At 55.9% G+C, this 13,521-nt stretch carries 11 protein-coding genes and 1 pseudogene; 5 read left to right on the forward strand and 7 right to left on the reverse strand.

Annotated elements, in window-relative coordinates; translation table 11 throughout:
- A pseudogene (locus C8N36_RS14470) lies at positions 1 to 161 on the forward strand (IS5/IS1182 family transposase); the annotation flags it as partial.
- A 249-nt stretch (positions 162 to 410) separates the two neighbouring features.
- Here the strand turns inward: C8N36_RS14470 and C8N36_RS14475 are convergent.
- Positions 411 to 2,693, reverse strand: coding sequence for an adenosylcobalamin-dependent ribonucleoside-diphosphate reductase (locus tag C8N36_RS14475; RefSeq protein ID WP_097805415.1), 2,283 nt, complete (start codon positions 2,691 to 2,693; stop codon positions 411 to 413).
- Positions 2,694 to 2,840: 147 nt separating this feature from the next.
- Between C8N36_RS14475 and C8N36_RS14480 the strand changes: the two genes are divergently transcribed.
- Positions 2,841 to 3,272: a DUF1489 family protein gene (locus C8N36_RS14480; RefSeq protein ID WP_097805416.1), complete on the forward strand. Its 432-nt coding sequence runs from the start codon at positions 2,841 to 2,843 to the stop codon at positions 3,270 to 3,272.
- Between the two features lie 96 nt (positions 3,273 to 3,368).
- Positions 3,369 to 3,749 (forward strand): hypothetical protein, encoded by a 381-nt coding sequence (locus C8N36_RS14485; RefSeq protein ID WP_097805417.1) that lies wholly within the window; start codon positions 3,369 to 3,371, stop codon positions 3,747 to 3,749.
- Positions 3,750 to 3,758: 9 nt separating this feature from the next.
- Here the strand turns inward: C8N36_RS14485 and C8N36_RS14490 are convergent, their stop codons facing one another.
- Positions 3,759 to 4,316 carry a YdcF family protein gene (locus C8N36_RS14490; RefSeq protein WP_245910841.1) on the reverse strand — a complete coding sequence of 186 codons (558 nt, stop codon included), beginning with the start codon at positions 4,314 to 4,316 and terminating at the stop codon, positions 3,759 to 3,761.
- 73 nt (positions 4,317 to 4,389) lie between these two features.
- Between C8N36_RS14490 and yghU the strand changes: the two genes are divergently transcribed.
- Positions 4,390 to 5,244, forward strand: coding sequence for a glutathione-dependent disulfide-bond oxidoreductase (gene yghU / locus C8N36_RS14495; protein WP_097805418.1), 855 nt, complete (start codon positions 4,390 to 4,392; stop codon positions 5,242 to 5,244).
- A gap of 35 nt (positions 5,245 to 5,279) precedes the next feature.
- Here the strand turns inward: yghU and hisG are convergent, their stop codons facing one another.
- From hisG to hisS, 3 genes are read right to left on the reverse strand one after another with little or no spacing between them, the layout of a single operon-like run.
- Positions 5,280 to 5,972, reverse strand: coding sequence for an ATP phosphoribosyltransferase (hisG, locus tag C8N36_RS14500; protein WP_097805419.1), 693 nt, complete (start codon positions 5,970 to 5,972; stop codon positions 5,280 to 5,282).
- On the reverse strand, positions 5,969 to 7,048 hold the full coding sequence (locus C8N36_RS14505; RefSeq protein WP_097805420.1) for an ATP phosphoribosyltransferase regulatory subunit: 1,080 nt from the start codon (positions 7,046 to 7,048) through the stop codon (positions 5,969 to 5,971). The genes hisG and C8N36_RS14505 overlap by 4 nt, the downstream gene beginning before the upstream one ends.
- Positions 7,045 to 8,517, reverse strand: a complete 1,473-nt coding sequence (gene hisS, locus C8N36_RS14510; RefSeq protein ID WP_097805421.1) for a histidine--tRNA ligase — start codon at positions 8,515 to 8,517, stop codon at positions 7,045 to 7,047. Before hisS ends, C8N36_RS14505 begins: the two co-directional genes overlap by 4 nt.
- 131 nt (positions 8,518 to 8,648) lie before the next feature.
- On the opposite strand from hisS, the gene C8N36_RS14515 reads away from it, so the two are divergent.
- Positions 8,649 to 8,855, forward strand: coding sequence for a SlyX family protein (locus C8N36_RS14515; protein WP_097805422.1), 207 nt, complete (start codon positions 8,649 to 8,651; stop codon positions 8,853 to 8,855).
- 36 nt (positions 8,856 to 8,891) lie between these two features.
- Here the strand turns inward: C8N36_RS14515 and C8N36_RS14520 are convergent, their stop codons facing one another.
- Both C8N36_RS14520 and dnaE read right to left on the reverse strand, forming a co-directional pair.
- Positions 8,892 to 9,899 carry a hypothetical protein gene (locus C8N36_RS14520; protein WP_097805423.1) on the reverse strand — a complete coding sequence of 336 codons (1,008 nt, stop codon included), beginning with the start codon at positions 9,897 to 9,899 and terminating at the stop codon, positions 8,892 to 8,894.
- A gap of 91 nt (positions 9,900 to 9,990) precedes the next feature.
- A complete protein-coding gene (gene dnaE, locus C8N36_RS14525; RefSeq protein WP_097805546.1) occupies positions 9,991 to 13,491 on the reverse strand; it encodes a DNA polymerase III subunit alpha in 3,501 nt (1,166 codons plus the stop codon).
- Positions 13,492 to 13,521: the final 30 nt, after the last annotated feature.

A 13,521-nucleotide genomic window follows, 5' to 3' on the forward strand; every position in this document is an offset into this window, starting at 1 on the left:
GAGACTTTGAGCGGCAAGTCGCGGAAGTGCAAATCCGCATCGCAGTCCTTAACCGCTACACCGCTTTGGGCATACCAGTCACTGAGCCTGTAGGCGAAATCCGGATGAGGAAAGGGGAAGCTCGCCTTTCATCCGATTTGTGCAACAAAGCCGAGCAATGAGCTTGCCCCTGCTCTGGAGAATTCCAAACTGGACGGGAATTTCTTAAAATTCGGTTTTGGATGCCATTCCTGCCGCACCATATCCCTTGGGACAGAGTCGAACCTCGGGCATTATCCTTCAGGGGGTAAAAGCAAGAAAATCGGGCGTTTCCGCCCGATAGACTTCTTATGCTTGCAAATTGGCTATTCTGACCCGGCCGGTGGCCACTAATTGGTAGTCAGAATACAGACTCCGAGTTTAGTGGCCCATCATCCGCACTTAGAGTGACCGCACGACGCGCATGTCATACATCCCTCAACCATTCGTAGGTCAAACTGTCCGCACGATGGGCAAGCTTTGCCTCGGGGGGCAGACGATATATTGACGACATCGGCCTGCGGGTCGGTTTTTAACCCCATGCCTTCGCCTTCCAAGAAGCCCGTCAACACCATGTGCTTTTCGATCACGCCGCCAATCGCTGCAAGAATTGAAGGAATGTACTTGCCCTGCACCCATGCGCCGCCGCGTGGGTCAAACACTGCCTTCAGCTCTTCGACAACAAAGCTCACGTCGCCACCGCGGCGGAACACAGCCGAGATCATCCGCGTCAATGCCACAGTCCAAGCGAAATGTTCCATGTTCTTTGAATTGATGAAAACTTCGAACGGACGGCGATGACCGCTTACAATCACGTCATTGATGGTCAGATAGATCGCATGTTCACTGTCTGGCCACTTAAGCTTGTAAGTCGCGCCTTCCAGTGACTGCGGACGGTCAAGCGGCTCAGACATATAGACCACTTCGGCACCGGCATCTTTCGCCATTTTCGGGCTGTCCGACGGCGCTTTTTCGGTGCTTTCAGAGACGGACAAAACAGATCCGGTCACATCGTTCGGGCGATAGGTGGTACACCCTTTGCATCCGGTTTCATAGGCTTCCAAATACACGCTTTGGAAATCATCGAACGAGATATCTTCGGGACAGTTGATCGTCTTGGAGATCGAACTATCGATCCACTTTTGTGCTGCGGCCTGCATACGCACGTGATCCAGCGGTGCCAGTGTCTGCGCATTGACAAAGTGGTCCGGCAGCTCTTTATCACCAAATTTTTCACGCCACATTTGCACGGCGTAATCGATAACTTCTTCTTCGGTGCGTGTGCCGTCTTTTTGCAGAACTTTGCGGGTGTAGCTGTAGGCAAAAACCGGCTCGATTCCGCTCGAGACATTGCCCGCATAAAGCGAGATGGTGCCGGTTGGGGCGATAGAAGTCAGCAGCGCGTTGCGAATGCCGTTTTCGCGGATCGCATCCCGAACGTCCTCATCCATTGCGCGCATGGTGCCGCTTTCCAAGTATGGTTCGGCCTCGAACAAAGGAAAGGCCCCTTTTTCCTTGGCCAAATGCACCGACGCCAGATATGCGGCGCGGGCGATCCGTTTCAGCCAGTCCTCGGTTTGACGCGCCGCCTCCTCAGAGCCATAGCGCTGTCCAACCATAAGCAAGGCATCCGCCAATCCAGTCACACCCAAGCCGATCCGGCGCTTGTTTTGCGCTTCGATCCGCTGCTCTTCGAGTGGGAACCGCGACGCGTCGACAACATTGTCCATCATGCGCACGGCAGTGGCGACCAAATCATCCAGCAGCTCTTCGTCCAGATCAGCACCGTCTTCGAACGGACGATCAACCAGACGCGCCATATTGATCGATCCCAGCAAACAGGCACCATAGGGCGGCAAAGGTTGCTCGCCGCAAGGGTTGGTTGCGGCAATGGTTTCAACATAGCTCAGGTTGTTGGCCTTGTTGATCCGGTCGATGAAAATAACGCCCGGTTCAGCATAATCATAGGTGGCACGCATGATCTTGTTCCAAAGATCGCGGGCTTCGACAGTGTGATAAACACGGTCGCCGAATTTCAATTCCCAGCTGCCGTTCGCTTTGACTGCGGCCATGAAATCATCGGTGATCAAAACGGACAGGTTGAACATCCGCAAACGGGCGCTGTCAGATTTGGCGGCGATGAAATCTTCGATGTCGGGATGGTCGCATCGCATGGTTGCCATCATTGCGCCGCGTCGCGATCCGGCAGACATAATCGTGCGGCACATCGCGTCCCAAACATCCATAAAGCTCAGTGGGCCAGAGGCATCTGCCGCAACACCCGCCACGGGGGCCCCTTTGGGCCGGATGGTCGAGAAGTCATAGCCAATGCCGCCACCTTGCTGCATTGTCAGCGCCGCTTCGCGCAACATGTCGAAAATTCCGCCCATCTGGTCAGGGACCGTGCCCATCACAAAACAGTTGAACAACGTCACGGACCGCGCAGTACCCGCGCCTGCGGTTATGCGGCCGGCTGGCAGGAATTTGAAATCTTCCAGTGCGCCGTAGAATTTATCTTCCCAGACTTTGGGTTCTGCTTCGACCTCTGCCAAAGAACGGGCAATCCGGCGCCAGCTGTCTTCGACGCTTTGGTCGATTGGCGTTCCGTCTGCCTCTTTCAGGCGGTATTTCATGTCCCAGATCTGTTCGGCGATTGGGGCAGCAAATCGGGTCATGGCAGCGAATCTCTTTCTAGTTGGGCAGGACATTTTCATACCCAAGCATATCGTTCGGATAAAGGCATATCTTAGAGTAAGCAACGCAACAGCTTGAAGACGCAGACCAGTGATATACCATATCCTGCGAAAACTGGGGAAGAATCTGTGGATAAAATCACACATCTCATCAAACTGAGCGTTGGCACCGACAGCGTCGAAAGCCTTGCGACGTGGCAGCAGATGCGCGCTGCGGAACGCCCCGACGGTTTACCTCGGCATGTCACCCGAATGTGGCCCCGCCGGGAAGACGAGATTTTGGCAGGCGGATCAATCTATTGGGTGATCAAGGGCGTCATTCAGTGCCGGCAACGGATACTTCGTTTGGACAAGGTCACCGGCGAAGACGGCATCAATCGCTGTGCCATAATCTTGGACCCCGAGCTGATCCGCACCGCCAACGTCCAACGCCGCCCCTTTCAAGGCTGGCGCTATCTAACCGCAGCGGACGCGCCGCCGGATCTTTCGAATGCCGCCCGAACCGAAGAACCGCTACCTGCCGAACTGGCTGGTGCTTTGGCTGAAATCGGCGTCCTGTAACTTTTCACAGCTTTGCGCCCCGTCAAGGAAATGTTTTTTCTCTCGCCATATACTTAGCGCAGGAAACGGCGCTTTCGAACAACATTGGAGACAGGGATGAAACGTTTTATATTAGCCGCAACGCTGGCTTTTGCCGCGACCGTCGCGCAGGCGGATCAGTTGATCGGCAGCTATGTCGCCTATATCGGTCAGGATGACCTGTATAATTCCAAAGGGGCCCGCCTATCGGAGCCTTGGCAGATTTTGCGTCAGGATCGCGCCAATTATCACCGGTTTGGCATCAGCCAAGGGGGGGACGAATGGGACCCGTTCTTTGGCAGCATTGAAAACCGCGGCATCATGGAGCGCATGATCATGAACGGTTCAATTGAGCCAGCTGCGGCACGCAATCTGGTACGCGGAGGGGCGACGGTGTTCGTCCGCATCTATGGCACCGGCAATCAGGGCCGCTATGTCAACGTGACAGTCACCCGCTGACCGCCCAGCTTATTGGCTGCGCCCTTTTCCTGTAACCAAATACCAAAGAAATGCAGGGATTTCGCGCAGCCAAGATTTGCCCAAGCGGTACAGGCTGGTGCCACGTTGCGCCGGGCAACTGGCGCGGGCCTGCAACCCGACCCGCCGCGCAACCAGCAAAGCGCGCGGGGCATGGTATGTATCTGTGACAATAATTGCTGATCTGGCACCTCGTTCATGCAGTTTGCGGCTGGAAAACAAGAGGTTCTCTTCGGTTGTATGTGACTGATCTTCAAGGATCAGATCTGTTGCCGCAACACCAAGGCCCTGACAAATATCAACAATCGCCTGCGCTTCGGAGGGGGGACTTTTTCCGACCCCGCCCGACGCAACGATGCCCGACACATCCCCGCAGTGCCATAGGCTTGCCGCATGCGCTGCGCGCCGCCGCAACGTCGGCGATGGCACCCCGCCAGCCCATACAGCCGCACCCAAGACGATCGCCAAGGGTTTCACCTGCTCTGATGTTTTGGTTTCGGGTGACAGTGTCATTTGCGCACAAAAGCACATGCCCTGTGCATTGCCCATTGCTTTTGCCACCCACTCTAGCAATCCGTGCAGCAAGAGTTACGTTAGCGCTCAAAGGAAAAGGGAAACTGCAATGACCGAAGAATACACGCCGCCAAAGGTTTGGACTTGGGAAAAAGAAAATGGTGGCCAGTGGGCGTCGCTAAACCGGCCAATTGCTGGCGCAACCCATGACAAAGAGTTGCCGCGCGGCGAGCACCCCTTGCAACTGTACAGCCTTGCGACCCCCAATGGTGTCAAAGTCACCGTGATGCTCGAAGAGCTTCTGGAAGCCGGTCATGACGCTGAATATGACGCATGGTTGATCAAAATCGGCGATGGCGACCAGTTTGGTTCCGGTTTTGTTGACGTAAACCCGAACTCAAAAATCCCTGCCTTGCTGGATTACTCCGGCGATGCGCCCGTTCGCATCTTTGAATCCGGTGCAATTCTGATGCATTTGGCCGAAAAATTTGATGCCTTTCAGGGCAAACCCGAAGACCGTGCGGAATTGCTGTCTTGGCTGATGTGGCAGATGGGCAGTGCGCCTTATTTAGGTGGCGGTTTTGGTCATTTCTATGCCTACGCCCCCTACCCCATGGAATATCCGATCGACCGCTTTGCGATGGAAGTGAAGCGCCAATTGGACGTGTTGGACCGCAACCTTGCCGACCGCCGCTTTATCACGGGTGACGAATATACCATCGCGGATATCGCAATTTGGCCTTGGTATGGCAATCTGGTTTTGGGGCGTCAGTACAATGCCGCCGAATTCTTGCAGGTCGAATCCTACAAAAACGTGCTGCGTTGGGCGCAAGAGGTGGGCGCACGACCAGCCGTTAAACGCGGCCGCATTGTGAACCGCACCTTCGGTGAGCCGCACGAACAATTGCACGAACGGCACAGCGCTGCGGATTTTGACACCGTTCCAGCCAACCCAGACGAATAAATCGGCGCAGCCAAACCTTTTGCACAGGGATTTGGTTACACCGCCAAAAGATCGCGCAGTGCTGTAAGTGCTGCGCGGTCACTTGCATCAAGCCGCGCGTTTCGACTGCGAAACAACGTTGCCTGAGACCGCAAAACCGGCTCTTCTTCCAAAATCTTCAGATGGTTCGCACGCAATGTCTCGCCGCTTGACGTGATGTCTGCGACGGCTTCGGCAGTCAGGTTTTTGACTGTGCCCTCTGTTGCGCCTTGGCTGTCCACCAATTGATAATCGGCAACCCCGGCCCGATGCAGATAGTTGCGCACCAACCGGTGATACTTGGTCGCGATGCGCATACGAAATCCGTGCTCTGTCCGAAAGGCCGCAGCAGCTGCGTCCAGATCATCCAGCGTATTCACATCCACCCAGCAGTTGGGAACCGCAAGGATCAGATCCGCATGACCAAAGCCCAGCTCGGCCAGTGGTTCTACTTTTTGATCCCATTGCACCAGCTTTTCTTGCACAAGGTCCGTGCCGGTGACCCCCAAATTGATGCGCCCAGCCGCCAGTTCACGCGGGATTTCGCCCGCTGAAAGCAAGACCAGCTCAATGCCGTCCACGCCGTCCACCGCGCCTGCATATTCCCGATCCGATCCGGTCCGCGCCAAGGTTACGCCGCGTTCCCCGAACCAGTCAAAGGTCTTCTCCATCAACCGCCCTTTGGACGGAACACCCAGTTTGATGGTCATACCGAGGCCTCCAGATCATATAGCAGACCGGGGCGCACAACGCCGCCAACCGCCGGAATTTCAGATCCATTGCCAAGCCTCTGGGTCAACGCATCATAGCGACCACCCGATGCAATTGCTGGCACATTTGGATCGGGGGTCAAAAACCCAAAGACAAACCCGTCATAATATTCCATCGATGTTCGGCCAAAACTGGCTTCGAATTCCAATGCCTCGACATCAACACCGCGTGCATCCAATGCCTCGCAGCGCCGGGCAAATCGTTCAACAGCCCCCGAAATAGCGGGTAGATCGACAGCAATATCGCGCAATTGCTCAACAGCGAAGACGCAGGTCTCTGACACTTTGAGGATGCTTTCCAGCAACTCAACTTGCGCTTTGCTCAGGCGTGGTTCGGCTGCATCCGCCCTCAGAGCCTGAACACGGGCCTCAATTTCGGCCTCTGAGCGTAGCCCCATCATTGGCCCAGCCGTTGCCATAGGGTTGGCAGCCGCCAACAGCGCAGCGCGCGACGGGGGCACAGGCGTGCGTCCGGAAAACCGATCCAACAAAGACCTGAACCGACGCGGCCGCCAGATATGGCGCATCAACGCGGTTTTCCGGCGGTCCGAAGTTGCCAATCCGGCCACTGCCGCCGTTAAAATTCCGATGTCGCCGGTCACTGCCCGCAACGCGTAGGGTGCAAGCACTTTTGAAAACAGCGAAAACACCTCGGCGTCAGCTGCCTCCGGGTCTGTGCGATCAAATACTTCATAGCCGACTTGGTAGTATTCCGAGGCCCGATCAGGGTGATCTTCTTGGCGGCGAAAAACCGGCCCGCAGTAGGTATAGCGGGCCGGATCGGCCCCGCCGTCCATATGCATTTGCACAACCGGAACGGTGAAATCCGGGCGCATCATCACCTCACCGCGCTCCGGATCAGAAGACACATAGGCCCGAGTTCGAATATCTTCGCCATACAGATCAAGGAAGGTGCCAGCAGGCTGCAAGATGTGGCATTCCACAACCTGCGCACCAGCCGCCACGAATTCGGCCTGTAGCGCGGTGGCTTTGGCTTTAATCTTGGTCAGGCTCATGGGTTCAAGTCCAGAATTTCGCGCACTTTGGCAACCAATTGGTCACGAGGAACCTCATATTGCGAAGGGCGCTCTTTCCATTCTTCGAGCGTCGCATTTTCGGCAATTTTCGCACCAAGGATCAAATCCTTGATTTGCACCATACCATTGGCATGTTCATCGCCGCCTTCGATCACTGCAATCGGGCTTTCGCGTTTGTCTGCATATTTCAGCTGGTTGCCAAAATTCTTGGGATTGCCCAGATACACTTCGGCGCGGATACCGGCATTGCGCAATTCGGCCACCATCGTTTGGTAGTCGGCCATCCGGTCCTTATCCATAACAGTGACGACAACAGGTCCTTGGACTGTGCCGCCAATCCGGCCCTTTTCGCGCAGCGCTGCCAACAGGCGGTCAACACCAATAGATACACCCGTAGCAGGCACAGCCTGACCGGTGAACCGTTTGACAAGATCGTCATATCGACCGCCGCCCGCAACAGACCCGAACTGGCGCTTGCGACCCTTTTCATCAAGGATTTCAAAAGTCAGTTCAGCCTCGAACACAGGACCGGTGTAGTACCCCAGCCCGCGCACCACGCTTGGGTCGATCTCGATCCGGTCTGCGTTATAGCCCTGCACCGCCAAAAGATCTCCGATCTTTTCCAGCTCGCCCACGCCTTCGGCACCAATTGTGCTGGCCCCGATAGCATCGCGCAGATTGGCAAAGGTTTTAGCAACATCACTGCTTTTGGAGGTCAGGAAAGCCACAACCGGCTCCGCCTGATCCACTGACAGACCGACACCGTCGATATAGGCCCCCGAGGCGTCCAAGCGCCCCTTGCCGAGCAATTCGCGCACGCCTGCTTCGCCAACCTTGTCAAATTTGTCGATGGTACGCAAAACCGCGTCACGTTGAGCGTCATCGGACAAGCCCATGGTTTCCAGCACACCGTTCAGAACTTTGCGGTTGTTGACACGCACCAGATAGTCGCCGCGCGGAATTCCAACACGTTCAAGCGTATCCGACAACATCGCACAGATCTCGGCATCGGCCGCAACGTTCGCTGATCCCACAGTGTCCGCATCGCATTGATAGAACTGGCGATAGCGGCCGGGTCCGGGCTTTTCATTGCGCCAAACCGGCCCCATCGCATAGCGGCGGTAAGGCAGCGGCAGATCATTACGATATTGCGCATAAACGCGGGCCAAAGGCGCGGTCAGATCATAGCGCAGCGCCATCCAGGCATCATCTTCGTCTTGCCAAGCGAACACACCTTCGTTGGGGCGATCCACGTCTGGCAGGAACTTGCCCAATGCCTCGACTGTTTCAACACCCGAGCTTTCCAGCGCATCAAAACCGTATTGATGGTAGACCTCGGCAATCGTTTTGAGCATGTCTGCGCGTTCGGTCACCTCGGTGCCGAAATAATCGCGGAATCCCTTGGGCGTTTGTGCCTTGGGGCGGGGAGCTTTTTTAACTTTGGCCATGGTCTCTTCCGGCTTGAAAATCCGTCGTGCCCCCTCTACCCGCTTGGATTGCTCGGGGCAAGCGACCCGCTTGTTTCGCTTGCCATCAAATGATGTGGTGCCTATCTGGTCACAAGACAAAGGAACGGGTCATGGCCAGCAATAACATCGAAATGGAAGAGCGCATTGCGCATCTGATACGCACAGTGGACGAGCTGTCAGACACAGTGGCGCGCCAAGATCGCGAAATTTCGCAATTGTCAGACCGTGTGATGATGCTGATGACCCGAGAAGCACAGCGCGAATCCCAAGGTGGCGGCGGCGTTATATTGGGCGATGAACGCCCGCCGCATTGGTAATCTGGCGTCAAATCGCACCAGTCTTGGCCCGAGAACTCAGCCTTTGATATCCAGTGCGGCGACTTCCCCATCATGCAGCAAAAGGTTTTTCCAGCGCGGGCTACCGCCGAAACGCTCATAGACCGTGACAAAAACTGTGTCTTTGGACAGCTTCTTCATGCTTGATCCGCAAGGTTTGCCAGCCTTGACGCGGCAGACCTTGGATTTGATCTTTTCATAGGCCTGATCGGTGTCAGAGACCGGTAGTGTCTTGCCGGATGTGCCGTAGTGTACCGCTTCGTAAGTTTCGGGAGACGCAAACATAACCAAAGCAGCCGTAAACTGGCGGGCGCAGCCATCGTCGAAGCCGGTCAGGTAAAACGTCCGCTGCGCGACAGACCCCGGCGCGCTGTCATAAAGTGTGTAGCCGCGGCCTCTTTCAGGCCAACTGCCGGATTTACGTCCTAATTGCGCTTTGGACACACCGCACAACCGCGCCAACCGGCCATATGGCAACGTCGTGCCAGCCTTTACTTGTTCATAGTCAGGATCGCCAAGCTTTGGAGCCCGCCCGGATTTGGTTTTGCCGCCTGTGCCACCTAGGCCTAGCCCCAAAAGGCCACGTTTCTTTTTAGGGGCAGGTGCATCTTCCAGCGCCAATGCAGCCAGCACAATCGGGGTATCCGTATCCGCCTGAAAACTATCTGCACGCCCCGCAACCCGCGCCGCCTCGGCTTGCGCCGTAACTTCCGACGATATTTCCGGGTTTTGCCCATCTACAAGATCGACAAGATCACCCTGCGGTGCGTCATCCGTCACCGCATCGGCCTTGCGGCCAAGAAATCCAAGCAAGCCGCCGCGCGGCTTTTCCTGAGCAACAGTGCGCTGTGGCAGGTCTGGAACAGGCACATCTGACAGATCCCCACCGGCAGGATCGGCCAAGGCATCGACCTGTCCGGCGCTGGCATCAATGTCCATGTCTTGCAGTTTGGGCACGTCCCGCAAAGGATCTGCACAGCCAGCAACAACCGCCACCAAAGACAGTGAGAGAATGATCCGGTGCATGCACACCCCCCTTTTATCCACAGCGCCTCTTAACGCATAGGCAAGGGGCGGTCTATTGTTCAGCCCGAAATCACGGCAAAAAACCGCGTTTTTAGAATTCCTCGACCGCCAAAACCCCGTCCAAAGATTTGACCGCACCCTTGGTTTCCGGCGTGACCGGAAAGGCTTGTTTCAGGTCCAGCTCAACCTCACCGGGCAAACCGTGATCGCTAAGGCACACATGAACCGGACCACGCGGCGCTTTGGGCATTTGTTCTGCCGCACGCCCCAAAACCGATGCAATTTGCGACAGCGCCATTGAATTTTCGACGAAAATTCGCATACCCGCGATGGTGTTGCTTGAAACGGCCTGTTCCACCGGCGTCACGCCGCGGCATAGCAATTTCAACTGATCGGATTCCATGGTTGCTTCGACAGTGATCACAACCTTGGAGCCAGTGTCCAAGAATTCCCGCGATTTTTCGAGCGCCTCCGAGAAAATCGTCACTTCGTAGGCTCCTGTCGGATCGCTGAGCTGCGCAAAGGCAAACCTGTTGCCGCGCGCCGACTTGCGCTCTTGCCGCCCAGCAACGACCCCACCCAATTTCGCAACCAAAGGTGCCCGTTCAGCTTTGACCATCACCTCGTCCAGCGTCAAAACATCCGACCGCTTCAATGCCGCCATGTAGTCATCTAGGGGATGGCCGGATAGATAGAACCCAATCGCCTTGAACTCCTCAGCCAATCGTTCGGCGGGCAACCAATCAGGAACCGGCGACAACCGCGGCTCTGGCAGATCATCCCCTGCCTCACCAAACAAGGACACCTGCGCCGATGCACGCTGTTCGTGAATCGCAGATGAATAGGCAACAAGCGCGTCCAAACTGTCAAACACCCGCCGCCGGTTGCCATCAAGCACATCAAAGGCACCAGCCCGGGCCAGCATCTCCATCGGGCGTTTGCCAACACGTTTCAAATCGACCCGGCGCGCCAGATCGAACAGCGTCACAAAGGGCTGATCTCCGCGCCCTTCGGTCACAAGGTTCATCGCCTCGATCCCAACGTTTTTCAGCGCGCCCAGCGCATAAACCAATTCGCCATTCAACACATTGAACGTCGACAAAGACCGGTTCACACACGGCGGCACATAGGGCAGCTTCAACCCCTTACGGACCTCTTCGAAGTACACCGCCAGTTTGTCCGTCAGGTGGATATCGCAGTTCATGACACCCGCCATGAATTCCACCGGATGGTTCGCCTTTAGCCAGCCCGTTTGGTAGGATACCACCGCATAGGCCGCCGCGTGGGATTTGTTGAACCCGTAGTTGGCGAATTTCTCAAGAAGATCGAAAACCTCTGACGCCTTTTTGGCAGGCACACCGTTTTCACCGGCCCCCTTTTCAAACTTCGGACGTTCTGCGTCCATCGCCTCTTTGATCTTTTTACCCATGGCGCGGCGCAGCAAGTCTGCGCCGCCAAGCGTGTATTTCGCCATCACCTGAGCGATCTGCATAACCTGTTCTTGGTAAACGATAATCCCTTGCGTTTCCTCAAGAATATGGTCGATCAGCGGGTGTACCGACTGGATCTCTTTCAGCCCGTTCTTTACCTCGCAATAGGTCGGTATATTCTCCATCGGGCCGGGACGATACAGCGCCACAAGTGCAACGATATCTTCGATACAGGTCGGTTTCATCCGCTTGAGGGCGTCCATCATGCCCGAGCTTTCAACCTGAAACACTGCGACCGTTTTTGCAGCAGAATAGAGTTTGTAGGTGGCTTCATCGTCCAGCGGAATTGCGTTGATCTGGTTTTGCGCCCCTTCGGCCGGCTCATATAGTTGGGTGCCATCCGCCTTGACGTGCAAAGGCCGACCGGACTGAAAAATCTGGTCCATCGCATTTTGGATAACGGTCAGGGTTTTCAGACCCAAAAAGTCGAACTTCACCAAACCGGCCTGTTCGACCCACTTCATATTGAACTGGGTTGCAGGCATGTCAGAACGCGGATCACGGTACAGCGGCACCAATTCATCTGTCGGGCGGTCTGCAATCACAACGCCCGCCGCGTGGGTCCCCGCCGACCGCAAAAGCCCCTCGACTTGCATGCCGTATTTCAACAGCCGGTCGACCACCTCTTCGTTCTTGGCTTCATCACGCAGGCGTTCCTCTTGCTGAAGGGCCTGTTCGATCGAAACCGGTTTGACCCCCTCAACGGGGATCATTTTCGACAGGCGATCCACCTGACCATAAGGCATCTGTAAAACGCGCCCCATGTCGCGTACCGCCGCCTTGGACAAAAGCGCACCAAATGTGATGATCTGCCCGACTTTGTCGCGGCCATATTTTTGCTGCACATAGCGGATCACCTCTTCGCGGCGATCCATGCAAAAGTCGATGTCGAAATCCGGCATCGAAACCCGTTCTGGATTCAAAAACCGTTCAAACAACAGGTTGTAGCGCAAAGGATCAAGGTCGGTCACAGTCAAAGCGTAGGCTACCAGACTGCCCGCACCGGACCCCCGTCCGGGCCCGACAGGAATGTCATTGTCTTTGGCCCATTGGATAAAATCGGCAACGATCAAGAAATAGCCGGGAAACCCCATGCCTTCGATGATGCCCAGTTCGAAATCCAAACGTTCCTGATATTTTTCAACCGTGTCCGCATGCGGGATCACGGCAAGGCGCTTTTGCAGACCTTCGTTGGCGATGCGGCGCAGTTCGGCCACTTCGTCATCCGCGAACTTCGGCAAAATCGGATCGCGGCGATAGGCCATAAAGGCGCAGCGCTGCGCGATTTCAATTGTGTTTTCCAAGGCCTCGGGCAGATCGGCAAACAGCACAGCCATTTCCTGGGGCGTTTTCATATAGTGCTGAGGCGTCAAACGGCGGCGCGGTTCAATCTGGTCAACATAAGCCCCTTCGGCGATGCAGATCATCGCATCATGGGCCTCATACATTTCTGTCTTTGGGAAATAGACATCGTTGGTCGCCACCAAGGGCAGATCCATCGCATAGGCCATTTCGACAAAGCCGCGTTCCGTCAATGCTTCGGATTCCTGCGGCATGCCATCCTCACCGGGATGGCGCTGCAGTTCGACATACAAACGATCGCCAAAGGCTGCATGCAAACGCTGCATCAAGGCCTCGGCCGCTGTACGATTGCCCATTTGCAGCAACTTGCCCACCGGCCCGTTTGGTCCACCCGTCAAGCAGATCACATCTTCGCAATGCATCTCAAGCTGGTCAGGGGTGATATACGGCAGCTCGCTACCTTCGCGCATATACAAACACGAATTAAGCTTCATCAAATGCTCGTATCCGGTTTCTGTTTGCGCCAGTAAAACCAGCGGAGCGGGCGAGGATGGCCGTTCCCCCTGAGCTGGTTCGGCATGGCGGAAATCAACCTGGCAGCCCATGATCGGCTGCACTCCGGCACCGCTGGCCCCCACAGCAAACTCCAGCGCTGCAAACAGATTATTGGTATCGGTCACGGCGACGGCTGGCATCCCCATGTCCGCACAGATACCGGGTAATTTTTTCAGCCGAATGGCCCCTTCAAGAAGAGAATATTCGGTATGGACGCGCAGGTGGATGAATCGAGGATCTGACATAGGCGCACAATAGGGCCGCAGGGCCACCGG

This window comes from Pelagimonas varians, from assembly GCF_003208435.1.
GTDB classification, from domain to species: Bacteria; Pseudomonadota; Alphaproteobacteria; order Rhodobacterales; family Rhodobacteraceae; genus Pelagimonas; species Pelagimonas varians.